Source organism: Variovorax sp. V213 (assembly GCF_041154455.1).
Taxonomy (GTDB): domain Bacteria; phylum Pseudomonadota; class Gammaproteobacteria; order Burkholderiales; family Burkholderiaceae_C; genus Variovorax.
Genome location: NZ_AP028664.1, coordinates 5168802 through 5191497 on the forward strand (window position 1 = coordinate 5168802; position 22696 = coordinate 5191497).

The following is a 22696-nucleotide window of genomic DNA, read 5'->3' on the forward strand; positions in this document are numbered from 1 at the left end:
TTCTGTCTTCTAGATCCGCATCGGCATCACGACATATTTGAAGGATGCGTTCTCGGGGATGGTCAAAAGGGCGGAGCTGTTGGAGTCGGCCAGGTCCAGCTTGACCATGTCCTGGTCCATGTTGGACAGGGCGTCGATCAGGTAGGTGACGTTGAAGCCGATCTCGATGGCGTCGCCGCCGTAGTCGATGTCGAGTTCGTCCTGCGCCTCTTCCTGTTCGGCGTTGTTCGACGCGATGCGCAGCGTGCCGGGCTCGATGTTGAGCCGCACGCCCTTGAACTTCTCGCTCGTCAGGATGGCGGTGCGCTGCAGGCTGGCCAGAAGGGGCGCACGGCCGAGCGTGACGCTGTTCTTGTGGTTCTTGGGAATCACGCGGTTGTAGTCGGGGAACTTGCCCTCGACCAGCTTGGTGACGAACTCCATGCCACCGAAGCTGAACTTGGCCTGGTTGTTGGCAAACTGCATCTCGATGGCGCCTTCGGCGTCCGACAGCAGGCGCTGCATTTCGAGCACGGTCTTGCGCGGAAGAATGACTTCCTGGCGCGGCACTTCGACGTCGAGCGTGGCCGACGAGAAAGCCAGGCGGTGCCCGTCGGTGGCCACCAGGCTCAGCTGCTTGCCTTCGGCCACGAACAGGATGCCGTTCAGGTAATAGCGGATGTCGTGCACGGCCATGGCGAACGAAACCTGCGAGAGCAGGTCTTTCAGCGTCTTTTGCGGCACGCTGAACACGGGGCCGAAGTTGGCGGCTTCCTGCACCAGCGGAAAGTCCTCGGCGGGCAGCGACTGCAGCGTGAAGCGGCTCTTGCCACCCTTGAGCACCAGCTTGCTCGCGCTCGATTCGAGGCTCACGGTCTGGTCGGCCGGCATGGTGCGCAGGATGTCGATGAGCTTGCGCGCGCCGATGGTGGTGGTGAAGCTGCCTTCATCGCCGCCGAGTTCGGCCGTGGTGCGGATCTGGATCTCGAGATCGCTGGTCGTCAGCTGCAGCTGCCCGCCGGTCTTGCGGATCAGCACATTGGCGAGGATCGGCAGCGTATGGCGCCGTTCCACGATGCCCGCCACCGATTGCAGCGCGGCGAGGACTTTGTCTTGGGTTGCCTTCAAAACGATCATGTCTTCTTCCTCTTCTCTTTATCTCTTTGAATCCGCTTGTAAGACGCCATTCTCCGCTGTTGCGAGGCGCATTCTTGATGACATTCGCGGTCAGCCCTTGAGCGTTTGCTCGAGCACGTGCAACTGCTGGTTGAGTTCGGTGAGCTGCTGGCGCTCGCCGGAAATCTTGCGCACCGCGTGCAGCACCGTGGTGTGGTCGCGCCCGCCGAACAGCTCGCCGATTTCAGGCAGGCTCTTTTGGGTGAGCTCCTTGGCCAGGTACATGGCGATCTGCCGGGGTCGCGCGATGCTGGCCGGGCGCTTCTTGCTGTACATGTCGGCGACCTTGATCTTGTAGTAGTCGGCCACCGTCTTCTGGATATTTTCGACCGAGATCTGCCGATTCTGGATCGACAGCAGGTCGCGCAGCGCCTCGCGCGCCAGGGCGATCGAGATTTCCTTCTGGTTGAAGCGCGAGTACGCCAGGATCTTGCGCAGCGCACCTTCGAGCTCGCGCACGTTCGAGCGCACGTTCTTGGCGACGAAGAAGGCCACCTCTTCCGGCATTTCGGCCGATTCGGCGCGCGCCTTGTTGATCAGGATGGCCACCCGCATCTCGAGCTCGGGCGGCTCGATGGCGACGGTGAGGCCCGAATCGAAGCGCGACACCAGGCGCTCGTGGATGTCGGCCAGGCCCTTCGGGTAGGTGTCGCTGGTCATCACGATGTGCGACTTCTTGGCCAGCAGGGCTTCGAACGCGTTGAAGAATTCTTCCTGCGTGCGATCCTTGTTGGCGAAGAACTGCACATCGTCGATCAAGAGCAGATCGAGCGAGTGGTAGCGCTCCTTGAACTCATCGAAAGTCTTGCGCTGGTAGGCCTTGACCACATCCGAGACGAACTGCTCGGCATGGATGTAGAGAACTTTGGAATCCGGGCGGTCTGCGAGCAGCCGGTTACCCACAGCGTGCATCAGGTGGGTCTTGCCCAGGCCGACGCCGCCGTAGATGAACAGCGGGTTGTACAGGTGGCCCGGCATGCCGGCCACGTGCATGGCCGCGGCGCGTGCCATGCGGTTGGCCGTACCCTCCACCAGGGTGTCGAAGGTGAGGCCCGAATTGAGGCGGTTCTTGAAGCCGGCGGCCGCTGGTTCCTCGCCCGGCCCGGCCACGTCGCGCGGCACGTCGGTTTCGGCCAGAACGGCAACGGGTGTCGAGCGCACGGGCGCTTCGCGCGGAGCGAGCGCTAACTCAACTGCCACCGGCTGGCCGTACATCTTCTCGGCCATGGCGGCAATCTTGCCTGCGTACTGGGCCCGGATCCAGTCGAGCTTGAAGCGGTTGGCAACGAACACCGTCATGCGCGACAGGTCGTCTGCGACCTGCGCCGTCAGGGGTTTGATCCAGGTGTTGAATTGCTGCTCGGACAGCTCCTGCGCGAGCTGGTCGACACAAGCCTGCCAGAGGCTCTCACCGATGCCGTCAGTCGACATGGGTGCTTGAAAAAGTGGTGTGTCCCTCGGCCATTTTTTGGTATATGTATTGTGGATATGCTCTGCTGCAAGGCGGCCTGCATTCTAACTTGTCAAAACCTTATCCACATCCCCGGGCGCACCCGGCAAAGGCCCGCAAAGTTGCTCGATGTTTGGTGTTGGGCCGAATGTTTGCGATAATTGCGGGTTTCCCTGAAAACCTCATTGCGTCTTTCGGGGGTCATCCGAAAAACGCTCCCAGCGCCCGCATGTCCGATATGGCCTTCATGGCTTCATAAGGGACATCGCGGATATCGGGGGAATCAGCAGGAAATCTCATCATGAAACGCACTTACCAAGCTTCCAAAGTCCGCCGCGCCCGTACCCACGGCTTTCTGGTCCGTATGAAGACCCGTGGCGGCCGCGCCGTCATCAACGCACGCCGCGCCAAGGGCCGCAAGCGCCTGGCCGTCTGACGGCAGTTCTGCCGTTGCCAGCCGCCGAGCCGCCAGCGCCAGCTTTCGCCGCCAGTACTTCTGGCCCGACCAGCGACGACGCAACCGGCCCGGCTTCCATGCAGCGGCTCAAGACCCGCGCGCAGTTCCAGGCCGTCCTCGCAGGTGCCACCGTGGCGCGCACTGCTCATTTCGCATTGCATCGCTGCGCGCTCGATTCGTCGAGCGCGCGGCCTTTGTTCGTGTCCGACGATGTCTGGCTGGGCGCCATGGTGCCCAAGCGCTGGGCGCGCCGCGCGGTCACGCGCAACGCCATCAAGCGCCAGATCTATACCGTGAGCGCCGCACCCGATGCGGGCCTGCCCCGTGCGGCGCACGTGGTGCGGCTGCGCGCGGGTTTTGACCGCAAGGAATTCGTGAGCGCCTCCTCGGACAAGCTCAAGGCCGCCGTGCGCGCCGAACTCCAGCAACTGCTGGCGCGGGCCGCGCGCTCCTCTGCACAGTCATCATGAAGCGCTTGCTGATCGGCCTCGTGAAAGGCTATCGCCTGCTGCTGAGCCCCTGGCTCGGGCAGTCGTGCCGCTTCGAGCCGACCTGCTCCGTCTATTCGATCGAGGCGCTCGAAGTCCACGGCGCTCTCAAGGGCAGCTATCTCACACTGCACCGCATCGTGCGCTGCCAACCCTGGTGCCAGGGCGGGCACGATCCGGTTCCACCGAAATCACAGCGTCGCACTGGCAAGCCAGGCTCGCTGTTTTCGTCTCTTCTCTCCTCCGACAAGAAGTCTTCGTCATGAACGATATACGCCGCACGATCCTGTGGGTGATTTTTGGTTTCTCGCTGGTGCTGCTGTGGGACCAATGGCAGGTCTTCAACGGCAACAAGCCGACCTTCCTGCCGTCGAGCAAGCCGGCTGCCGTGGCTTCCGCGCCGGCAGGCGGCACGCCGGCCGCCAGCAACGGCGTGCCAGCCGCCGCGTCCGCCACCGGCGGCAATGCGGGCGCCGTGCCCACGCAGGCCGCCCCGGCCGCGCCGCGCGAGCGGGTCAGCGTGACCACCGACCTGTTCAAGGCAGTGATCGACAGCGAAGGCGCCACGGTCAACTACCTGGAGTTGCTGAAGTACGAAGAAGCCGACCGCACCAAGCACGTCGTCCTGTTCGAGAACGATTCGCCCGCCACCCGCTACGTGGCCCAGACCGGCCTGCTGAGCCAGACCGGCGAACCGTTCCCCAACCACCTGACGCCGATGACGCCGAAGGCCGGTCCGCGCGCCATGGCCGAGGGTCAGAACACGCTCGAAGTGAGCTTCGAAAGCGCGCCCTCGGGCGGCTTGAAGTACGTCAAGACCTACGTGTTCAAGCGCGGCGACTACACCATCGGCGTGCGCCACGAGGTCGTCAACGTGAGCGACCAGCCGCGCGACGCGCAGCTCTACATGCAGCTGCTGCGCCACGGCACGGTGGCCGCCGGCACGATGTTCGGCACCAACACCTTCACCGGCCCGGCCGCATACACCAACGAGAAGAAGTTCCACAAGCTCGACTTCAAGGACATCTCCAAGGGCAAGATCGAGCCGCCGCCGCCCGCCAACGACGGCTGGATTGCCATGGTGCAGCACTATTTCGTGTCCGCCTGGCTGCTCAAGGGCGACCCGGCCAGCGAACAGCTCAAGCGCGAATTCCGCGTGAAGGACCTGGGCGACAACCTCTTCACCGTGGCCATGGTGGCCACGCTGCCGAAGATCGCCCCGGGCCAGACGCAGGTGGTCAACAGCGCGCTGTTCGCCGGCCCCGAAGAAGAAAAGAAGCTCGAAGCCATTGCGCCGGGCCTGGACCTGGTCAAGGACTACGGCATCTTCGCCATCATCTCCAAGCCGCTGTACTGGCTGCTGAACCAGCTGCACGGCATCTTGGGCAACTGGGGCTGGGCCATCGTGGCGCTGGTGGTGCTGCTGAAGGCGGCCTTCTACTGGCTCAACGCCAAGGCCTACGCCAGCATGGCCAAGATGAAGGCCATCAACCCCAAGATCATGGAAATGCGCGAGCGGCTGAAGGACAAGCCGCAAGAGATGCAGCAGGAGATGATGCGCATCTACAAGACCGAGAAGGTCAACCCGATGGGCGGCTGCTTCCCGATCGTGATCCAGATCCCGGTGTTCATCGCGCTCTACTGGGTGCTGCTGTCGTCGGTCGAAATGCGCCACGCACCGTGGATCGGCTGGATCACCGACCTGTCGGCACCCGATCCCTGGTACATCCTGCCGATCGTGATGACCCTTACCTCGCTGTTCCAGACCTGGCTCAACCCGACGCCGCCCGATCCGATGCAGGCCAAGCTGATGTGGATCATGCCGCTCGCGTTCAGCGTGATGTTCATCTTCTTCCCGGCCGGCCTGGTGCTGTACTGGATCACGAACAACGTGCTGTCGATTGCGCAGCAATGGTTCATCAACAAGCGGCTGGGCGTGCTGGGCAAGTAAGCGCAGAGGCTTCCGCCACCCACGCAAAGGGCCGCATCCGCGGCCCTTTGCCTTTTTGCTGAAAGAATCGTGCTTCCATGACCTTCGCACGCACCACCGATCCCATCGCCGCCATCGCCACCGCCTCGGGGCGCGGGGCGGTGGGCATCGTGCGGGTGTCCGGCGCCCGGCTCGCGCCGCTGATCGAGGCCCTCTGCGGCCGGCCGCTGAAGCCGCGCGAAGCCACCTATCTCCCGTTCCGCGACGCGGCCGGCGAACCGGTCGACCACGGCCTGGCGATCCACTTTCCCTCGCCCCATTCGTTCACCGGCGAGGACGTGCTCGAGCTCCAGGCCCATGGCGGAACGGTGGTGTTGCAGCTTTTGCTGGCACGCTGCCTCGAAGCCGCCGCCGAGGCCGACCCGGTCACCGGCCGCCCGCGCCTGCCCGGCCTGCGTGTGGCCGAGCCCGGCGAGTTCAGCCAGCGCGCCTTCCTGAACGGCAAGGTCGATCTGGCCCAGGCCGAGGCCATTGCCGACCTGATCGACGCCAGCACCGAGGCGGCCGCGCGCAGCGCCGGGCGTTCGCTCTCGGGCGCGTTCTCGCGCGAGATCCACACGCTGCGCGACGCGCTGATCCATCTGCGCATGCTGGTCGAGGCCACGCTCGATTTCCCCGAAGAAGAGATCGACTTCCTTCAAAAGGCCGATGCGGCCGGGCAGTTGATGAGATTGCAGGCGCAGCTGGCGGCGGTGCAGCAGCGCGCGAAACAGGGGGCGTTGCTGCGCGAGGGCATCAAGGTGGTCATCGCAGGCCAGCCCAATGCAGGCAAAAGTTCGCTGCTCAACGCATTGGCGGGCGCCGAGCTGGCCATCGTGAGCGCGGTGGCGGGCACCACGCGCGACGTGGTCTCGCAGACCATCCAGATCCACGGCGTCCCGCTGCACGTGGCCGACACGGCGGGCCTGCGCGAAAGCAGCGACGAGGTCGAACAGATCGGCGTTGCACGCGCCTGGGGTCAGATCGAGAGCGCCGACGCGGTGCTGTTCCTGCACGACCTGACACGCGCCGGCCTGCCCGACTACGCCGCCGCCGACGCCGAGATCTTGCGCAGCCTGCGGCAGAAGCTGCCCGCGGGCGTGCCGGTGCTCGATGTCTGGAACAAGCAGGACGCCGCGCCAATGGCCAGTGCGGCCAGCGCGGCCCAGGGCATCGCCCTGTCCGCCAAGACCGGCCTCGGCATCGAAGCGCTGCGCGAGCAACTGCTGGCCATGGCCGGTTGGCAGGCCGTGCCCGAGGGGGTCTACCTGGCGCGCGCGCGCCACGTGCAGGCGCTGGCCAGGGTCGAAACCCACCTGGCGCTGGCCGCGAGCCATCTGGCAGCGCAGGCGCAGCTGCTCGACCTGCTGGCTGAGGAACTGCGCCTGGCGCAGAACGCGCTGAACGAAATCACCGGCGAGTTCGGCGCCGACGACTTGCTGGGGGTCATCTTTTCGCGCTTCTGTATCGGCAAATAGAGACAGCCCCTCCGAAAAACGTAAAGAGTTGTAGCCGAAAACCGCGCCCTTCGCGGATACTCCGGCACAGATGCGGGGGTTGAGAAAAGCATGTCCATCCAGAACCTGAGCCGCGCCATCGCGGACAACAACAGCAATGACGCCTTTGCGTTGATGCTGAACGTACAACAGTGGGAAACGCTGGCGGGCTATCTGCAGCCCATCGTGACCGGCGTCGGCGACGTTCTCATCGAGCAGGGCACGCACGACCGCTCGGTGTATTTTCTCGAGAGCGGCGCCATCAGCGTGCACCGCGTGAGCAGCAAGGAACAGATGAAGCTGGCCGTGCTGATGCCGGGGTCGGTGGTCGGCGAAGGCTCCTTCTTCTCGCGCGAACCGCATTCGGCCAACGTGGTGGTCACCGGCGCGGGGCGCGTATGGCGCCTCACGGCGGTCCGCTTCCTGGAAATGTCGAATCGGCAGCCCAACCTGGCCCTCGAAATCGCCATGGGCCTTGGCGCGGTGATCGCCAAGCGCATGGCGCACCGGTCCAAGCGCGTCGCGGTCACCTGAGCATCCACCTGGCCATTCCGCGTGAAGTGCAAACCGTGGCAGCACGCCGCGGTCCGTTCCCGAAAATCGTTTCTCCCGTTCCCTAGAAGTCAGTCGAAATGGCCTTGATCTGCCCGGTCTGCAGCACAGAAAACCGCGAGGGCGCGAATTTCTGCAAGAGCTGCGGCGGCAAGCTGGCGCCCGCCGCACCCACGCCGATTTCGCCACCTCCCGCTCCTCGCAGCCGGTCCGAGCGCGAGTGGGCCACCACGGCGCCCGCGCAACTGCGCGCACCCACGATCCCCGGCGGGCTCTTCGAGGCCCGCATGCCGCCCGCGTCCACGGCGCCGCCTGCGGGCGCCGCAACGCTGGCGGATGAGAAGACGCTCATTGCCGCGCTGGGCCGCTTGAGGCGCCCGCCTTCGCCGCCGCGGGAACCCCGGGCAAGGAAGTCTTCCAAGCCCAGGGCGCCGCGGCCGCCCCGGGCCGAGCCCCGGAAGCCGTGGCGCTCGCGCGGCTTCTGGCTCTGGTTGCTGTTGCTGGCGGTGGGGCTCGTCATGGTCGTTGCGGGCTGGCGCGGCTACGGAATGGACCCGCCGGACGAAGAAGTCGAAATCGCCAAGCCCGCTGCGCCCGCCGTGCCGCCCGTGCCATCGATCCAGCCGCCGGCGGCGGTGCCCGAACCTCCGCCTGCGGAGCCGCTGGCCGTGGAAGCCGCGCCGCACGATGCGGCGGCAACCACGCCCCTGGCCGCCAACCTCAAGCCAGCGCCTGCAGCCGTGAGCAAGACGCGCAAGCCGGCACCCGCGGCACCGCCGCAAGCCGGGGCGTCCGAGTCCGTGCCGGCCGCAGTCGCCGCGGCGCCGACGCCGTCCCAGGCACCCTCGGCGCCCGCAGACCCGCTGGCCATTTGTGGCGACCGCAATTTCATCGCGAAGGCCCAGTGCATGGCCGCGCAGTGCCTCAAGCCCGAATACAAGCCGCACGCGCAATGCGAGGCGGTGCGCCGGCAGCAGCGCATCGAAGAAGAAAAGCGCAACCCGACGCTGGTCAACTAGCTCGGCGCCGCCGGTTCCGCGGGAGGGTCCTAACCCTTTTGCAGCCGCTCTATGGCGACCGCCAGGGCCGCGGGCTTGCCGGACAGCACGAGCGTATCGCCATCGCTCAGCACCGTGTCGTCGGTGAGTACCTGGGCCTGGCCGTTGTGGCGGCGCAGGCTGGCGACGCGAACGCCCAATGATTCCAGCGCCAGTCGCGCCAGGGTTTGTCCCACCGCACGGGCGCCGGGCGTGAGGGTGAAGGTGTTGAGCCGCTCATGGTCGATCTCGTCGGCGTTGTCGTCGTCGGCGCCGTGGAAGTAGCCGCGCAGCAGGTTGTAGCGCGCGTCGCGCTGGTCCTGCACCACGCGGATCACGCGCCGCATCGGCACGCCCACCAATGCGAGCGCATGGCTCGCGAGCATCAGCGAACCCTCGATGGCCTCGGGCACCACTTCGGTCGCGCCCGCGGCCTGCAGCTTTTCAAGGTCGTGGTCGTCCTGCGTGCGCACGATCACCGGTACCTGCGGCGCGTGGGCACGGGTGTTGGCCAGCACCTTCATGGCACCCGGCACGTCCAGGTACGTCACGACCACGGCGCTGGCGCGGGCCAGGCCGGCCGCCATCAGCGCCTGCAGCCGTGCCGCGTCGCCGAACACCACCGAATCGCCGGCCGCAGCCGCCTGCCGCACGCGGTCGGGGTCGAGGTCGAGCGCCATGTACGGAATGCCTTCGTGCTCCAGGATGCGCGCCAGGTTCTGGCCGCAGCGCCCGTAGCCGCAGATGATCACGTGCTTTGCGGTGTTGATGGTCTTGCGCGCGATGCTGGTCATCTGCAGCGATTGCTGGAGCCAGTCGCTCGCCACCAGCTTGCGCACGATGGCGTTGGTGTACATCACGATGAACGGCGTGGCGAGCATTGACAGCACCATCGAGGCCAGCACCGGGTTGGCGAGCCAGGGCGGCAGCAGACTGCGTTCCTGCGCCAGCGTCAGCAGCACGAAGCCGAATTCGCCCGCCTGCGCCAGGTACAGGCCGGTGCGCAGCGACACGCCCGCGGTGGCGCCCAGCACCCGCGCCAGCACCGTCACCAGCGCGAGCTTGAAGGCCAGCGGCAGGACCAACAGCACGGCCACCAGGGCCCACCGGTCCACCACGATGTGCCAGTCGAGCGACATGCCCACAGTGATGAAGAAGAGGCCCAGCAGCACGTCGTGGAACGGACGGATGTCGGTCTCGACCTGGTGCTTGTATTCGGTCTCCGACACCAGCATGCCGGCGATGAAGGCACCCAGCGCCAGGCTCAGGCCGGCCAGGTCGGTGAGCCATGCCAGGCCGAGCGTGACCAGCAGCACGTTCAGGATGAAGAGCTCCTCGCTGCGCCGCCGGGCCACCAGGGTGAGCCACCAGCGCATGATGCGCGGACCGCCGAAAAGCAGCAGGCCGATCAGCAAGGTGGCCTTCACCATGGCCAGCCCGATGGCCTTGGCCAGCGCCTCGGGCGGTGCGCCGAGTGCGGGAATCAGCACCAGCAGCGGCACCACGGCCAGGTCCTGGAACAGCAGCACGCCCATCACGCGCCGGCCGTGCTCGCTCTCGAGCTCGAGCCGCTCGGCCATCAGCTTGACCACGATCGCGGTGCTGCTCATGGTCAACGCGCCCGACAGCGCCAGCGCCGTCTGCCACCCGAGCCGCCAGACCGGCGGGAGCTGGGAGGCGATCAAGAGCGCACCGGCGGTGGCGATGGTCATCGTCAGCAGCACCTGCAAGAGGCCCAGGCCGAACACGTGCTTGCGCATGGCACGCAGCTTGGGCAGGCTGAACTCCAGCCCGATCACGAACATCAGGAACACCACGCCGAACTCGCCCAGGTGAAGGATGGCTTCGGAGTTGTGCGCCAATCCCAGCGCATGAGGCCCGATCAGCACGCCCGCCGTCAGATAACCGAGCATCGGCGGCAGTTTCAGCGAGCGGCAGACGACGACGCCGATCACCGCGGCCAGCAAATACATCAGCGTGAGATCGAACGAAGACATGGTCGGATGCTAGAGCAATGTCCATGCCCCGGGCGTGCCCCTTTCGCCCGACGACCGGCCAAGTCGGCCGGCCCGTAAAATCCGCCGATGAGTTCAGCTCCCCTGCCCCCCGTGGTCGACGCCGACGCGATTCTTGCGCGCGCGCGCGCCACCTTCGACATCGAGTCCGATGCCGTACTCGGCCTCAAGTCGCGCGTGGGCCCGAGCTTTGTCGACGCCGTGCGCAAGATCCTCGAAGTGCGCGGCCGCGTGGTCGTCATGGGCATGGGCAAGAGCGGCCACGTGGGCCGCAAGATCGCTGCGACCCTGGCTTCCACGGGCACGCCGGCCATGTTCGTCCATCCGGCCGAGGCCAGCCACGGCGATCTCGGCATGATCAAGTCGGTCGACCTGGTGCTGGCCATCTCCAACAGCGGCGAGGTCGACGAGCTCACCGTGATCCTCCCGGTGGTCAAGCGCCAGGGCGTGCCCCTGATCGCCATGACCGGCCGCGTCGATTCCACCCTGGCGCGCCACGCCGACATCGTGATCGACGCCGGCGTTGCCAAGGAGGCCTGCCCGCTCAATCTCGCTCCCACCGCGAGCACCACCGCCCAGATGGCGATGGGCGACGCGCTGGCGGTGGCGCTGCTCGATGCGCGCGGCTTCGGCTCCGAAGACTTCGCGCGCTCGCATCCCGGCGGTGCGCTGGGCCGCAAGCTGCTCACCCATGTGAGCGACGTGATGCGCTCGGGCGACGAAGTGCCGCGCGTCGCGCCCACCGCCACGCTCAGCGAACTGATGCGCGAGATGAGCTCCAAGGGCCTGGGTGCCACCGCGGTGGTCGACGCCGAAGGCCGTGCCATCGGCATCTTCACTGACGGCGACCTGCGCCGCCAGGTCGAGACCGGCGGCGACCTGCGCGGCCTGACGGCCGCCGACGTGATGCACCCCGGTCCGCGCACGTTGCGCGCCGATGCGCTCGCGGTCGAGGCGGCCGAGCTGATGGAAGAACACCGCATCACCAGCGTGCTCATCGTCGATCCCGCGGGGCATTTGATCGGCGCGCTCAGCATCAACGACCTGATGCGCGCGAAGGTCATCTGATGCCGCTCGATTTCCAGGCCGAAACCTTGCTTGCCGCACAGGATGCGCGCATTGCGTTCTTCGACATCGACGGCGTGCTGACCGACGGCGGCGTCTATTTCACCGAGCACGGCGAAACCCTCAAGCGCTTCAGCATCCTGGACGGCTACGGCCTCAAGCTGCTGCGCCTGGCAGGCATCACGCCCGCGGTGATCACCGGGCGCGATTCGAAGCCGCTGCGCGTGCGGCTCGAAGCGCTCGGCATCGAGCATGTGCGCTACGGTACCGAAGACAAGCTGCCCGCGGCCGAAGCCATGCTCGAGCAGCTTGGCTTTGGGTGGCACCAGGCGGCCGCCATCGGCGACGACTGGCCCGACCTGCCGGTGCTGGCGCGCGCCGGCTTTGCGGCGGCGCCCGCCAATGCGCACGTCGAGGTGCGCGAAGCGGTCAATTACGTCACCCGCGCACGCGGCGGCGAAGGCGCGGCGCGCGAATTCTGCGACCTGCTGCTGACGGCTTGCGGCCAGTACCGGCGCCTGCTCGACGCCGCACGGGGCCCCCAGCAATGAAGGCCGCCTGGAGCCTGCTGCGCGACGTTCTCGACCGCGCCACCATCTACCTGCCCATCATCCTGACCGCAGCGGTCGCGCTCGGTACCTACTGGCTGGTGCGCAATGCGCCCAAGCTGCTCGAACCCACCGCCAAGGCCGCGCCTACGCACGAGCCCGACTATTTCATGCGCGGTTTCGTGATCAAGAACTTCCTGCCCAACGGCGACCTGCGCAGCGAACTCCATGGCAAGGAAGGCCGGCACTACCCGGACACCGACACCGTCGAGGTCGACGACGTGCGCATGCGCTCCGTCTCGCCGCAGGGCTACACCACCCACGCCACGGCCAACCGCGGCCTGTCGAATTCCGATGGCAGCGAGATCCAGCTCTTCGGCAATGCCGTCGTCATCCGCGACCCCGTCGTCGCGCCCGGCGGCAAGGGCACGCCGCGGCTCGAGTTCCGCGGCGACTTCCTGCACGCCTTTCTCGACTCCGAGCGTGTGACGTCGAACAAGCCCGTCACGCTCATCCGCGGCAGCGACCAGTTCACCGCCGACAACCTCGACTACGACAACCTGAGCGGCGTGGCCAACCTGACCGGCCGGGTGCGCGGCGTGCTGATCCCGTCGGCGGCTCCCGCAGGCGGCAAACCGCGCTGAAGACAAGAGCGACCCGGAAGACAACCCGCGCATGAGCCCCTCCCCGCTTGTCTTCATCACCGGCGCATCGAGCGGCATCGGCCAGGCCCTCGCCGCGAGCTTTTATCGGGCCGGCTACCGGCTGGCGCTGGTCGCCCGGCGCACGGGCGAAATCGAATCCTGGGCTACCGCCCGCCAACTGGACCCATCCCGCTATCAGATATATAGCGCCGACGTGGCCCAGACGGACAGCATCCTGGCTGCTGGCGCCGCCTGCATCGAACGCCAGGGCCTGCCTGACGTGGTGATTGCCAACGCCGGCATCAGCGTGGGCATCGACACGGCGGAGCGCGAAGACATCGAGGTGATGGGTCGAACCTTCGCCACCAACAACGTGGGCCTCATGGCCACCTTCCATCCCTTCGTTGCGGGTATGCGGCAGCGCGGCAGCGGCCGGCTGGTCGGCATCGCGAGTGTTGCGGCCATTCGCGGCTTGCCGGGGCATGGGGCCTACTGCGCCAGCAAGGCGGGCGTGGTCGCGTACTGCGAGAGCCTGCGCGGCGAACTGCACAACAGCGGCGTCAAGGTTGTCACGCTATGCCCGGGCTACATCGATACGCCGTTGACGCAGGGCAACCGCTACGGCATGCCCTTTCTCATGAAGGCCGAAGACTTTGCGGACCAGGCGCTGCGCGCCATCGAGGCCGGCACCAGCTACCGCGTCATCCCCTGGCAGATGGGCGTGGTCGCCAAGCTGATGCGCATGCTGCCGAACGCCTTGCTCGACCTTGCCGTGCAAGGCCGCGCCCGCAAGAAGCGCAGCGGCGAAAGCTGAGCCTTTCCTCGGGGGCCGCCTCCTTCGCGTCCATCCCAATGAAAAAGGCTCCCGAGGGAGCCTTTTGCCTGTGTGAGCCGGGGTGCAAGGCTCAGTAGCCGCTGTTTCCACCGCCGCCGTAGCCGCCGCCACCGCCGGAGCGGCCACCGCCACCACCGCCGCGAGGACCGGCGCCGTAAGGGCTGCGGAAACCGCCGTCGCCACCACCGCCGCCACCGCCACTTCGGCCACCACCGCCGCCGCCGTAGCCGCCACCACCGCCGGAACGGCCACCGCCGCCGCCACTGCGATCGCCGCCACCACCGTAGCCGCCACCACCGTAGCCGCCACCGCCGCCGCCGTAGCCACCGCCACCACCGCCGCCATAACCACCACCACCGCCGCCGTAGCCGCCACCACCGCTGCGCGGGGGACGTGCTTCCATGGGACGTGCTTCATTGACGACGACGCTGCGGCCGCCCAGGGGCTGGCCGTTCATGCCGTTGATGGCGGCTTGCGCTTCCGCGTCGCTGCCCATCTCGACGAAGCCGAAGCCCTTCGATCGGCCGGTGTCGCGTTCCATCATGACCTTGGCACTGGTCACCGAACCGAATTGTCCAAAAGCCTGTTCGAGATCACCGTCGCGCACCGAGTAAGGCAGGTTGCCGACGTACAGTTTGTTGCCCATCAAGGGACTCCTATAAACACATAGCAAGAAAAGCGACGGAGTCCCTGAAGCATCACTCAAACGAGAGCCGTCGAGTCGCGCGAAACTGACCGATCACCGAACTTCCTCCCAGCAAAATGAAGAGGGAGGCTCGTGCATTATGGGTGAAATATGTGAAATGCAAGCAGGAATTTGCTGCTTCCGGCAGGGCCTCCAAAAAATTCGAAAAGCTAGCGCCCGCTTACAGCCCGGCGGGGGGCAGCCGGCCGGTTAGGTAGAATCCCGAGCGTCATTGGGGAGTAGCCGCCTTCCACCGCGAGAAGGGCCCGCGTCAACAGACTTGTCCTGCCCCACACAGGACATGGCGCGTGCAGTGAATCACCTGGCGAGACCTTTGACCGTGCAACTTCGGGAATATGGCCGAAGGTGTTGCACGGTCAATTGCGTCCTTCGGCCCAAGGAACCCCTGCCCTCATGGAAGCTTTTCTCGTTGCAACCGGCGTGGTCGCGCTCGCCGAAATGGGCGACAAGACCCAGTTGCTGGCCCTCTTGCTCGCGGCTCGTTTCAGAAAACCCTGGCCGATCGTGCTCGGCATCTTCGCCGCCACCATCGTCAACCATGCACTGGCCGGCGCGGTCGGCAACTACATCACCCGTTGGCTCGGCCCCGAGCTCCTGCGCTGGATCCTGGGCGGCTCGTTCATCGCCATGGCCGCGTGGATGCTGATTCCCGACAAGCTCGACGAAGACGACGCTCCCGCCGCCTCGCACTACGGCGTCTTCGGTACAACGCTCGTCGCGTTCTTCCTGGCCGAGATGGGCGACAAGACCCAGATCGCGACCGTCATGCTGGCCGCGCGCTTCACGCAGGCCTACGTCTGGGTGGTCGCGGGCACAACGCTCGGCATGATGCTGGCCAACGCCCCGGTTGTCTGGCTCGGCGAAAAGCTCGTGAAGCGCGTGCCGATCAAGCTCGTGCACGGCATCTCGGCCGCGATCTTCCTCGTGCTCGGCATCGTGATGATCGTCGGCTGGTAGTCCGGTGGGGGCGATATACTGCTTCCTGCGCCGATTTGCTTCAGCTTGCGGGCGCTTTATAAATTCAGCTAAAGACAGTCAGTTGGCGAACAACCCGGCTCGTTTTTGGCGAGGCCGGGTTTTTTATTGATGTCGTCACCTCCTTTGGTCGTCTCTTCGCAGTCGATGCAGTTCGCGGGCCCGCTGGCCTTGCGCAGCGGCGCCTCGCTCGGCGGCTACACGCTCGCCTACGAAACCTACGGCACCTTGAATGCCGAGCGCAGCAATGCGGTGCTGGTGTGCCACGCGCTCAATGCGTCGCACCATGTCGCCGGCATCTACGAAGGCCAGGCCAAGTCCGAAGGCTGGTGGGACAACATGGTGGGCCCGGGCAAGCCGGTGGACACCGACCGCTTCTTCGTGATCGGCGTGAACAACCTCGGTTCCTGTTTCGGCTCGACCGGGCCGATGCATGTGAACCCCGCCACCGGCCGTGTCTATGGTGCCGACTTTCCGGTGGTCACGGTCGAGGACTGGGTCGATGCCCAGGCCGCGCTGCTCGATGCGCTCGGCATCCGCACGCTCGCGGCGGTGATGGGCGGCAGCCTGGGCGGCATGCAGGCGCTGTCGTGGACGCTGCAGTACCCCGACCGCGTGCGCCACGCCGTGGTGGTGGCGAGTGCCCCCAACCTCACGGCCGAGAACATCGCCTTCAATGAAGTGGCGCGCCGCGCGATCGTCACCGACCCCGATTTCCATGGCGGCCACTTCTACGAGCACGGCGTCATACCCAAGCGCGGCCTGCGCATCGCGCGGATGATCGGCCACATCACCTACCTGAGCGACGACGTCATGAACGAGAAGTTCGGACGCATCCTGCGCAGCGCGGTCGAAGGCGAGGCGGCGGGGCTGGACTACCGCTATTCCACGCAGGAGATCGAATTCCAGATCGAGAGCTACCTGCGCTACCAGGGCGACAAGTTCAGCGAGTACTTCGACGCCAACACCTACCTCCTGATCACGCGCGCACTCGACTACTTCGACCCTGCGCGCGCCCATGGCGGCAACCTCAGCGTGGCCCTCGCGCGCGCCACGGCCAAGTTCCTGCTCGTGAGCTTCAAGACCGATTGGCGCTTCTCGCCCGCGCGCAGCCGCGAACTGGTGAAGGCGCTGCTCGACAACCGCCGCAACGTGAGCTACGCCGAGATCGACGCGCCGCACGGGCACGATGCCTTCCTGCTCGACGACGTGCGCTACATGGGCGTGGTGCGGTCCTATTTCGAGCGCGTGGCGCACGAGATCCAGGCCGAAGGAAGCGCGGAGCTGACCCAATGAGCGACATCGAAACCCAGCGCCTCATCGCCAATCTCGTGCCCGAGGGCTCGCGCGTGCTCGACCTCGGCTGCGGCGACGGCGCCATGCTCGACCTGCTGCAGCGCGAGCGCGGCTGCACCGGCTACGGCGTGGAAATTGCCGACGGCAACGTGCTGCAGTGCATCCGCCGCGGTGTCGACGTGATCCAGCTGAACCTCGACGAAGGACTGGCGGTGTTCGACGACGCCACGTTCGACGTGGTGCTGCAGATCGACACGCTGCAGCACTTGCGCAATGCCGAGATCATGCTGCGCGAAACAGCGCGCGTGGGCCGCATCGGCATCGTGGCCTTCCCCAACTTTGCGCATTGGCCCAACCGCATCAGCATCGCCCGCGGCCGCATGCCGGTGACGCGCCGCCTGCCCTACCAGTGGTACGACACGCCCAACATCCGGGTCGGCACTTTCAAGGACTTCGAGGTGCTGGCGCAGAAGAACAGCCTGCGCGTGCTCGATGCCTTCGGCGTGCAGGAAGGCCGCAGCGTGCGCTGGCTGCCCAATGCGCGGGCGGGTACGGCCGTGTTCAAGTTCGAGCGGGAGCGCTGAGCGATTCCGTGCCCTGACTGAAAACGGCCGCCCCATGAGCTTCACGCTCTCGCAACCGGCGCACAGCGAACTGCTGGTCAAGAAGAGCCGCTTCATCGGCTGCGTGCAGCCGGTGGCCGACCGGGCCGCAGCCCTGGCCGTGGTGGCATCGCTTCGCAACGAACACCCTGCCGCCGCGCATGTCTGCTGGGCCCTCATGGCGGGCGGCCAATCGGCGGCCAACGACGATGGCGAGCCGGGCGGCACCGCCGGACGGCCGATGCTCGAGGTGCTGCGGCACCAGCAGCTCGAAGGCGTGCTCGCCACGGTGGTCCGCTACTTCGGCGGCATCAAGCTGGGCGCGGGCGGGCTCGTGCGGGCCTACACCGATGCCGTGGCGCAGGCCTGCCTCGGGGCGACGCTGGTTCCGCTGGTGCGCCAGCGGCTGCTGCAATGCGCCGTGCCCTATGCGCTCGAGGGGCTGGTGCGGCGCGAGATCGCCGCCGCGGCCGGCGCCTCGCTGGTCGAGGTGCGGCATGGCGACGCGGTGGACTTCACGTTCACGCTGCCCGAGCCCGAGGCCTGCAGCTTCATCGCCCGCCTCGACGATGCTGCGCAAGGGCGCGCCGTCTGGCAGCAGGCGTGAGCCGCCGCGCGGGAGCCGCCGGGGCCGAGGGCGGCACCATCGCCAGCACGCCCCGCCCCCCCAATGGCACAGGCGCCCCATCGTCGTCGGGGCCGCGGCGCGCCATCTCGGCCGTGACGATGCCGGTCGGCACGGCCAATACGCCCCAGCCCAGCAGCATCATCACCGAGGCAATGGCACGGCCGAGATCCGTCTTGGGCACGAGGTCGCCGAAGCCCACCGTGGCCATGGTCGAGATGGCCCAGTAGATTGCGACCGGAATGCTGGTGAAGCCGTGCACCGGGCCTTCCACCACGTACATCAGCGTGCCCATCACCAGCACCACCAGCATCACGAAGCCGACGAACACCGTGATCTTGCGGCGGCTCGCGGCCACGGCCGAGACCAGTGCACGGTATTCCACCGAGTAGCGCGACAGCTTGAAGATGCGGAACACGCGCAGCAGCCGCAGGACGCGCACGTCGATGAGGTAGGCAAGCTCGGGCGCGAGCGCCACCAGGAAGGTCGGCAGCAGCGCAAGCAGGTCGATCACGCCATAGAAACTCAGCGCATAGCGCAGCGGCTTGTTCACGCAGGCGAGCCGCGCGATGTATTCGAGCGTGAACAGGATGGTGAACGTCCATTCGAGCACGTTGAACACAGGCCGCCATTGCTCGCGGATCGACTGCACGCTGTCGAGGATCACCACCAGCACGCTGGTCACGATCACGGCGATCAAGGCCAGGTCGAAGAGCAGGCCCGCGCGCGTGTCGGCCTCGAAGATCACCGTGAACAGCCGGTGCCGCCAGCCGCCCGCCGGCTTGTCGAAGCGCGCATCGATGGTCGAAGAGATGGCGAAGGTCCGGGCAGCGGGGGCGGTGTTCGATCGGGTCATCTTGCGGGGCCGGAGGCACTGGAGAGCGCCATTGTCGGACGGCCATGGGATTTATTCAGTTACGTTTCTTGCGCAATGAAGTGCCGCAGGCCGCGAGGGGGTTCTTACGATAGCCCCTTTGTTGAGGAGCTCCCCATTGGCTACACAGTCCCCCTTTTTCGGCAAGCGTGATCGTGACACCGACTCGTTGACCTCCCGCCCCGCGCCGCTGGTGGGTTCGGGTACCAATCTCTCGGGTTCGCCCGTCAACCCTTCATCGCTGACCGCTCAGCAAGGCGGCCTCACCGCAGCGACTGCACCCGCCAAGGAAGGCGGCAGCAAGCTCACCGTCGGCCCCAACATCAAGCTCAAGGGCGTCGAGATCACCGACTGCGACACGCTCGTGGTCGAAGGCCTGGTCGAGGCCACGATGGACTCGCGCCTGATGCAGATCGCCGAACAGGGCGAGTTCAAGGGCTCGGCTGAAATCGACATCGCCGAAATCCGCGGCGTGTTCGACGGCAACCTCACGGTGCGCGAAAAGCTCGTGATCCATTCGACCGGCAAGGTCACCGGCAAGATCCGCTACGGCAAGATCGTGATCGAGGAAGGCGGCCAGCTGTCGGGCGAGATCAGCTTCGGCGCCAAGCCGTCGCTGCAAGCCGCGGCCTGATCAGGCTGCTTCTTCAGGCGGCTTCCAACCCAGGCGCTCCAGCAAGGCACCGGCCGCGGCCGGTGCTTTTTCTTTGGCGCCGTTGATGAAGTAGACGAACACCTCGCGCTTGCTGGGCGATTCGGCCCATTGCTGCGCGCGCTCGGCCCAGCTGTCGAGCGCTTTCGGCGCATAGCCGGTCTTGAACTTGGCGTCGGCCATCATGAGCCGTGCATAGGCAAAGTCGCCCTCGGGCTCCTCGAACGACGGGAACTTGTCTGCGTCGGTGAACACGGTCGACACCTTGTGCTTCTTCGCGAGCGCCTGGTAGGCGGGCGTGATGAAGCTTTCGTGCCGCACGTCCATCACGTGGCGCAGCACGCGGCTGCCCTCCTTCTTCGGCAGCAGCTCCAGAAAAGCCTCGAAGTCTTCCGCATCGAACTGCTTGGTGGGCATGAACTGCCACACGATCGGGCCGAGCTTGTCGCCCAGTTCGACCACGCCGCTTTCGATGAAGCGCTTGATCGAGTCTCCCGCGGTGGCAAGCACCTTGCGATTCGTGGTGAAGCGCGAGGCTTTCATCGAGAACATGAAGTCGTCCGGCACCTCGTCGTGCCATTTGCGGAAGGTCTCGGGCTTGAAGGTGCTGTAGTAGGTGCCGTTGATCTCGATGGCGCTCACCTGGCGGCTCGCATAGCGCAATTCCTTGGCATGCGCGAGCCCCTTGGGATAGAAGTTGTCGCGCCAGGGCTCGTAGGTCCAGCCGCCGATGCCTACCTTGATATCCACCGGGTTCCGAGTCGATGTTGCCTTGCTCACATTGCGCTCCGGGTTGAGATCGCCCGCACTCTACGCGGGGTCGCGCGCGGGCGCAAAATGCGTTTTTTCGTCACCCGCGGAGAACCCCCCGATGAACGCCCCCCTGCACCGCGAAATGCCCGCCGCAACGCTCGACGCCGAGCGCGCCCTGTACGATGTCAGCGCCCGATGGGACGGCGACATCGTCAAGCAACTCACCGACTACATCGCCATTCCCGCCAAGTCGCCCGGCTTCGATACCGAGTGGGCCGCCCACGGTTACCTTGAAACGGTGCTGCGCAACGCGGCCGCGTGGGTCGAGGCGCAGAAGGTCGAGGGCCTGAAGCTGGAGATCGTGCGCCTCGAAGGCCGCACGCCGGTGCTGTTCTTCGAAGTGCCGGCCACCGGCACCGACATGGGCGAGACCGTGCTGATGTACGGCCACCTCGACAAGCAACCCGAATTCACCGGCTGGCGCAACGACCTCGGCCCCTGGACGCCCAAGTACGAGAACGGCCTGCTTTACGGCCGCGGCGGCGCCGACGACGGCTATGCGGTCTATGCCAGCATTGCCGCGCTGCAGGCGCTCAAAAGCCAGGGCGCGGCGCATCCGCGGATCGTGGGCCTGATCGAGACCTGCGAGGAAAGCGGCTCCTACGACCTGCTGCCATACGTCGACGCGCTGCGTCCGCGGCTGGGCAATGTCGAGCTGGTGATCTGCCTGGACTCCGGCGCCGGCAACTACGACCAGCTGTGGCTCACCACCTCGCTGCGCGGCATGGCCAGCGGCACGCTCAAGGTCGAGGTGCTGACCGAAGGCATCCACTCGGGCGACGCCTCGGGCCTGGTGCCCTCGAGCTTCCGCATCATGCGGCAGGTGCTCGACCGCCTCGAAGACAGCGCCACCGGCCGCCTGCTGCCCGCGAGCTTCCATTGCGAAGTGCCGGCCGACCGCCTGGCGCAGGCCAGGGCCACCGCGGCCATCCTCGGCGAAGAGGTCTACAAGCGCTTTCCGTGGGCGCACTACGACTGCGGCGGCTCCACCATGTTCGCGCTGCCGACCACCACCGACCCGGTGGAAGCGCTGCTCAACCGCACCTGGAAGCCCACGCTGTCGGTCACGGGCGCCGAAGGCTTTCCGGCCTTGAAGGACGCCGGCAACGTGCTGCGCCCCTACACCGCCTTCAAGCTCTCGCTGCGCCTGCCGCCGCTGATCGATGCGGCCGAAGCGGTGCAGCAGCTGAAGACGCTGCTCGAAGACAACGCGCCCTACCAGGCGCGCGTGACCTTCGAAAGCGGTGGCGGTGCCACCGGCTGGAATGCGCCGACGATCACGCCCTGGTTCGAAGACGCACTCAACAAGGCCTCTCGGGCGCACTTCGGCGCCTCCTGCGGCTACATCGGCCAGGGCGGCACCATCCCGCTGATGAACATGCTGAGCGCCGGCTTCCCGAGGGCGCAGATGATGGTTTGCGGCGTGCTCGGACCGAAGAGCAATGCGCACGGACCCAACGAATTCCTGCATGTGCCCTACGCCAAGAAGCTCACGGCCGCCGTGGCCGAGGTGATTGCGGCCTTGCCGGCTGCGCATCGCGCTGCGGCCGCGGAGCCGGTCGCCGCTTGAACGGACCCGCGCCGCTGACGCCACCTTTGCCGCCGCAGCGCGTTTCGCTGTCCACGCCCGACGGCGAGACGCTGTTGCTGCGCCGCTTTCCCGCGGCCGGCGCGTCGCGCGCCGTGGTGGTGCTGGTGCATGGCCTCGGCGAGCATGCCGGCCGCTATCAGGCATTGGCCGAGCGCCTGCACAGGTGGGGCTTCGCGGTGTGGGCGCATGACCATCACGGGCACGGCGAGTCGTCCGGCGCGCGCGGCGGCCTGCCGAGCGAGTTGCGGCTGGTCGACGACCTCGCGCTGGTCATCGACGACGCGCGGCGCGAGAACCCGGAATTGCCGCTGGTGCTGCTGGGCCACAGCCTGGGCGGGCTGGTCGCGGCCAGCCTGGTGGCGCGCGGCGTACGGCTGGTCGACGGGCTGGTGCTGTCCTCGCCGGGGCTCGATCCCGGCCTGAACGGATTCCAGAAGGCGCTGCTCGCGGTGCTGCCGCGCATTGCGCCCACGCTTCGCGTCGGCAATGGGCTGGACGACAATTTTCTTTCGCATGACCGCGCCGTGGTGCAGGCCTACCGTGACGATCCGCTCACGCACGACCGCATCGGTGGCCGGCTGGCCCGCTTTCTCGCGCACGAAGGGGCTCTTGTGCAGCAGGCTGCGGCGCATTGGCCGGTCCCCACCTTGCTCATCTACGCGGGCGACGACCGTCTGGTGGTGCCGGCTGCCAGCCGTGCCTTCGCCGAGGCGGCCGCGCCCAGCGGCATGGTCGAAGCGCGATGCTTCGAATCCCTGTACCACGAGATATTCAACGAGCTGGATGCCCAGCCGGTGTTCGCCGCGCTGCAGCGCTGGCTCGACAAGCGCTTTCCGCCGAACTGAAGGGGC

Annotated in this window: 25 protein-coding genes and 1 riboswitch; of the genes, 18 read left to right on the forward strand and 7 right to left on the reverse strand. The window is 66.6% G+C overall.

Annotated features, from left to right (window positions below; genetic code table 11):
* Positions 1-9: 9 nt before the first annotated feature.
* Entirely contained in the window at positions 10-1116 is a 1107-nt protein-coding gene (dnaN, locus tag ACAM55_RS24420; RefSeq protein ID WP_093020201.1) for a DNA polymerase III subunit beta, read from the reverse strand.
* Between the two features lie 90 nt (positions 1117-1206).
* Positions 1207-2586: a chromosomal replication initiator protein DnaA gene (gene dnaA, locus ACAM55_RS24425; protein WP_093020203.1), complete on the reverse strand. Its 1380-nt coding sequence runs from the start codon at positions 2584-2586 to the stop codon at positions 1207-1209.
* 320 nt (positions 2587-2906) lie between these two features.
* Between dnaA and rpmH the strand changes: the two genes are divergently transcribed.
* The 6 genes from rpmH to ACAM55_RS24455 all read left to right on the forward strand — a co-directional run bounded on the left by rpmH (position 2907) and on the right by ACAM55_RS24455 (position 7549).
* A complete protein-coding gene (rpmH, locus tag ACAM55_RS24430) occupies positions 2907-3041 on the forward strand; it encodes a 50S ribosomal protein L34 (RefSeq protein WP_007834827.1) in 135 nt (44 codons plus the stop codon).
* Positions 3042-3139: 98 nt separating this feature from the next.
* Positions 3140-3532, forward strand: a complete 393-nt coding sequence (locus ACAM55_RS24435) for a ribonuclease P protein component (RefSeq protein ID WP_369653998.1) — start codon at positions 3140-3142, stop codon at positions 3530-3532.
* Entirely contained in the window at positions 3529-3816 is a 288-nt protein-coding gene (yidD, locus tag ACAM55_RS24440; RefSeq protein WP_369653999.1) for a membrane protein insertion efficiency factor YidD, read from the forward strand. Before ACAM55_RS24435 ends, yidD begins: the two co-directional genes overlap by 4 nt.
* Positions 3813-5501: a membrane protein insertase YidC gene (gene yidC, locus ACAM55_RS24445; RefSeq protein WP_369654000.1), complete on the forward strand. Its 1689-nt coding sequence runs from the start codon at positions 3813-3815 to the stop codon at positions 5499-5501. Before yidD ends, yidC begins: the two co-directional genes overlap by 4 nt.
* A gap of 77 nt (positions 5502-5578) precedes the next feature.
* Positions 5579-6997 (forward strand): tRNA uridine-5-carboxymethylaminomethyl(34) synthesis GTPase MnmE, encoded by a 1419-nt coding sequence (mnmE, locus tag ACAM55_RS24450; RefSeq protein ID WP_369654001.1) that lies wholly within the window; start codon positions 5579-5581, stop codon positions 6995-6997.
* Positions 6998-7087: 90 nt separating this feature from the next.
* Positions 7088-7549, forward strand: a complete 462-nt coding sequence (locus tag ACAM55_RS24455) for a Crp/Fnr family transcriptional regulator (protein ID WP_369654002.1) — start codon at positions 7088-7090, stop codon at positions 7547-7549.
* 82 nt (positions 7550-7631) lie between these two features.
* On the opposite strand, the gene ACAM55_RS24460 is transcribed toward ACAM55_RS24455, so the two are convergent.
* Positions 7632-8087 (reverse strand): hypothetical protein, encoded by a 456-nt coding sequence (locus ACAM55_RS24460; RefSeq protein WP_369654003.1) that lies wholly within the window; start codon positions 8085-8087, stop codon positions 7632-7634.
* On the opposite strand from ACAM55_RS24460, the gene ACAM55_RS24465 reads away from it, so the two are divergent.
* The gene (locus ACAM55_RS24465; protein ID WP_369654004.1) at positions 8086-8586 is read left to right on the forward strand and encodes a hypothetical protein; all 501 of its coding nucleotides are present in this window, start codon (positions 8086-8088) and stop codon (positions 8584-8586) included. The genes ACAM55_RS24460 and ACAM55_RS24465 overlap by 2 nt on opposite strands.
* A 29-nt stretch (positions 8587-8615) precedes the next feature.
* Here the strand turns inward: ACAM55_RS24465 and ACAM55_RS24470 are convergent, their stop codons facing one another.
* A complete protein-coding gene (locus ACAM55_RS24470) occupies positions 8616-10601 on the reverse strand; it encodes a monovalent cation:proton antiporter-2 (CPA2) family protein (protein ID WP_369654005.1) in 1986 nt (661 codons plus the stop codon).
* A gap of 87 nt (positions 10602-10688) precedes the next feature.
* On the opposite strand from ACAM55_RS24470, the gene ACAM55_RS24475 reads away from it, so the two are divergent.
* Genes ACAM55_RS24475 through ACAM55_RS24490 form a run of 4 tightly spaced genes read left to right on the forward strand, consistent with a single transcriptional unit; the run spans position 10689 to position 13690 of the window.
* Positions 10689-11687, forward strand: coding sequence for an SIS domain-containing protein (locus tag ACAM55_RS24475; RefSeq protein ID WP_369654006.1), 999 nt, complete (start codon positions 10689-10691; stop codon positions 11685-11687).
* Positions 11687-12235 carry a KdsC family phosphatase gene (locus ACAM55_RS24480; protein ID WP_369654007.1) on the forward strand — a complete coding sequence of 183 codons (549 nt, stop codon included), beginning with the start codon at positions 11687-11689 and terminating at the stop codon, positions 12233-12235. Before ACAM55_RS24475 ends, ACAM55_RS24480 begins: the two co-directional genes overlap by 1 nt.
* A complete protein-coding gene (gene lptC / locus ACAM55_RS24485) occupies positions 12232-12876 on the forward strand; it encodes an LPS export ABC transporter periplasmic protein LptC (RefSeq protein WP_369654008.1) in 645 nt (214 codons plus the stop codon). The genes ACAM55_RS24480 and lptC overlap by 4 nt, the downstream gene beginning before the upstream one ends.
* A gap of 31 nt (positions 12877-12907) precedes the next feature.
* On the forward strand, positions 12908-13690 hold the full coding sequence (locus tag ACAM55_RS24490; RefSeq protein ID WP_369654009.1) for an SDR family oxidoreductase: 783 nt from the start codon (positions 12908-12910) through the stop codon (positions 13688-13690).
* Positions 13691-13781: 91 nt separating this feature from the next.
* On the opposite strand, the gene ACAM55_RS24495 is transcribed toward ACAM55_RS24490, so the two are convergent.
* Positions 13782-14357, reverse strand: a complete 576-nt coding sequence (locus ACAM55_RS24495) for an RNA recognition motif domain-containing protein (protein ID WP_369654010.1) — start codon at positions 14355-14357, stop codon at positions 13782-13784.
* Positions 14358-14618: 261 nt separating this feature from the next.
* A riboswitch (yybP-ykoY riboswitch) is annotated at positions 14619-14794 on the forward strand.
* 16 nt (positions 14795-14810) lie between these two features.
* Between ACAM55_RS24495 and ACAM55_RS24500 the strand changes: the two genes are divergently transcribed.
* The 4 genes from ACAM55_RS24500 to ACAM55_RS24515 all read left to right on the forward strand — a co-directional run bounded on the left by ACAM55_RS24500 (position 14811) and on the right by ACAM55_RS24515 (position 17897).
* Positions 14811-15374: a TMEM165/GDT1 family protein gene (locus ACAM55_RS24500; RefSeq protein WP_369654011.1), complete on the forward strand. Its 564-nt coding sequence runs from the start codon at positions 14811-14813 to the stop codon at positions 15372-15374.
* 129 nt (positions 15375-15503) lie between these two features.
* A complete protein-coding gene (locus ACAM55_RS24505; RefSeq protein ID WP_369654012.1) occupies positions 15504-16688 on the forward strand; it encodes a homoserine O-acetyltransferase in 1185 nt (394 codons plus the stop codon).
* Entirely contained in the window at positions 16685-17272 is a 588-nt protein-coding gene (metW, locus tag ACAM55_RS24510; RefSeq protein ID WP_369654013.1) for a methionine biosynthesis protein MetW, read from the forward strand. The genes ACAM55_RS24505 and metW overlap by 4 nt, the downstream gene beginning before the upstream one ends.
* A gap of 34 nt (positions 17273-17306) precedes the next feature.
* The gene (locus ACAM55_RS24515) at positions 17307-17897 is read left to right on the forward strand and encodes a YigZ family protein (protein ID WP_369654014.1); all 591 of its coding nucleotides are present in this window, start codon (positions 17307-17309) and stop codon (positions 17895-17897) included.
* Here the strand turns inward: ACAM55_RS24515 and ACAM55_RS24520 are convergent.
* Positions 17842-18771, reverse strand: a complete 930-nt coding sequence (locus tag ACAM55_RS24520; RefSeq protein WP_369654015.1) for an ion transporter — start codon at positions 18769-18771, stop codon at positions 17842-17844. The two genes, ACAM55_RS24515 and ACAM55_RS24520, sit on opposite strands and share 56 nt — an antisense overlap.
* Before the next feature lie 136 nt (positions 18772-18907).
* Here ACAM55_RS24520 and ACAM55_RS24525 point away from each other — a divergent pair, with 136 nt between their 5' ends.
* A complete protein-coding gene (locus ACAM55_RS24525; RefSeq protein WP_369654016.1) occupies positions 18908-19423 on the forward strand; it encodes a polymer-forming cytoskeletal protein in 516 nt (171 codons plus the stop codon).
* Here the strand turns inward: ACAM55_RS24525 and ACAM55_RS24530 are convergent, their stop codons facing one another.
* Positions 19424-20221, reverse strand: a complete 798-nt coding sequence (locus ACAM55_RS24530) for a DUF72 domain-containing protein (protein WP_369654017.1) — start codon at positions 20219-20221, stop codon at positions 19424-19426.
* A gap of 91 nt (positions 20222-20312) precedes the next feature.
* Between ACAM55_RS24530 and ACAM55_RS24535 the strand changes: the two genes are divergently transcribed.
* Entirely contained in the window at positions 20313-21824 is a 1512-nt protein-coding gene (locus tag ACAM55_RS24535; RefSeq protein ID WP_369654018.1) for a M20 family metallopeptidase, read from the forward strand.
* 14 nt (positions 21825-21838) lie between these two features.
* Complete coding sequence (locus tag ACAM55_RS24540; protein WP_369656471.1) at positions 21839-22690, forward strand: lysophospholipase; 852 nt, start codon at positions 21839-21841, stop codon at positions 22688-22690.
* Positions 22691-22696 lie beyond the last annotated feature (6 nt).

Coding starts and splice junctions, on each gene's coding strand:
- dnaN (WP_093020201.1), bottom strand. CDS start 1,116: ATGATCGTTTTGAAGGCAACCCAAGACAAAGTCCTCGCCGCGCTGCAA.
- dnaA (WP_093020203.1), bottom strand. CDS start 2,586: ATGTCGACTGACGGCATCGGTGAGAGCCTCTGGCAGGCTTGTGTCGAC.
- rpmH (WP_007834827.1), top strand. CDS start 2,907: ATGAAACGCACTTACCAAGCTTCCAAAGTCCGCCGCGCCCGTACCCAC.
- ACAM55_RS24435 (WP_369653998.1), top strand. CDS start 3,140: ATGCAGCGGCTCAAGACCCGCGCGCAGTTCCAGGCCGTCCTCGCAGGT.
- yidD (WP_369653999.1), top strand. CDS start 3,529: ATGAAGCGCTTGCTGATCGGCCTCGTGAAAGGCTATCGCCTGCTGCTG.
- yidC (WP_369654000.1), top strand. CDS start 3,813: ATGAACGATATACGCCGCACGATCCTGTGGGTGATTTTTGGTTTCTCG.
- mnmE (WP_369654001.1), top strand. CDS start 5,579: ATGACCTTCGCACGCACCACCGATCCCATCGCCGCCATCGCCACCGCC.
- ACAM55_RS24455 (WP_369654002.1), top strand. CDS start 7,088: ATGTCCATCCAGAACCTGAGCCGCGCCATCGCGGACAACAACAGCAAT.
- ACAM55_RS24465 (WP_369654004.1), top strand. CDS start 8,086: ATGGTCGTTGCGGGCTGGCGCGGCTACGGAATGGACCCGCCGGACGAA.
- ACAM55_RS24460 (WP_369654003.1), bottom strand. CDS start 8,087: ATGACGAGCCCCACCGCCAGCAACAGCAACCAGAGCCAGAAGCCGCGC.
- ACAM55_RS24470 (WP_369654005.1), bottom strand. CDS start 10,601: ATGTCTTCGTTCGATCTCACGCTGATGTATTTGCTGGCCGCGGTGATC.
- ACAM55_RS24475 (WP_369654006.1), top strand. CDS start 10,689: ATGAGTTCAGCTCCCCTGCCCCCCGTGGTCGACGCCGACGCGATTCTT.
- ACAM55_RS24480 (WP_369654007.1), top strand. CDS start 11,687: ATGCCGCTCGATTTCCAGGCCGAAACCTTGCTTGCCGCACAGGATGCG.
- lptC (WP_369654008.1), top strand. CDS start 12,232: ATGAAGGCCGCCTGGAGCCTGCTGCGCGACGTTCTCGACCGCGCCACC.
- ACAM55_RS24490 (WP_369654009.1), top strand. CDS start 12,908: ATGAGCCCCTCCCCGCTTGTCTTCATCACCGGCGCATCGAGCGGCATC.
- ACAM55_RS24495 (WP_369654010.1), bottom strand. CDS start 14,357: ATGGGCAACAAACTGTACGTCGGCAACCTGCCTTACTCGGTGCGCGAC.
- ACAM55_RS24500 (WP_369654011.1), top strand. CDS start 14,811: ATGGAAGCTTTTCTCGTTGCAACCGGCGTGGTCGCGCTCGCCGAAATG.
- ACAM55_RS24505 (WP_369654012.1), top strand. CDS start 15,504: ATGTCGTCACCTCCTTTGGTCGTCTCTTCGCAGTCGATGCAGTTCGCG.
- metW (WP_369654013.1), top strand. CDS start 16,685: ATGAGCGACATCGAAACCCAGCGCCTCATCGCCAATCTCGTGCCCGAG.
- ACAM55_RS24515 (WP_369654014.1), top strand. CDS start 17,307: ATGAGCTTCACGCTCTCGCAACCGGCGCACAGCGAACTGCTGGTCAAG.
- ACAM55_RS24520 (WP_369654015.1), bottom strand. CDS start 18,771: ATGACCCGATCGAACACCGCCCCCGCTGCCCGGACCTTCGCCATCTCT.
- ACAM55_RS24535 (WP_369654018.1), top strand. CDS start 20,313: ATGAACGCCCCCCTGCACCGCGAAATGCCCGCCGCAACGCTCGACGCC.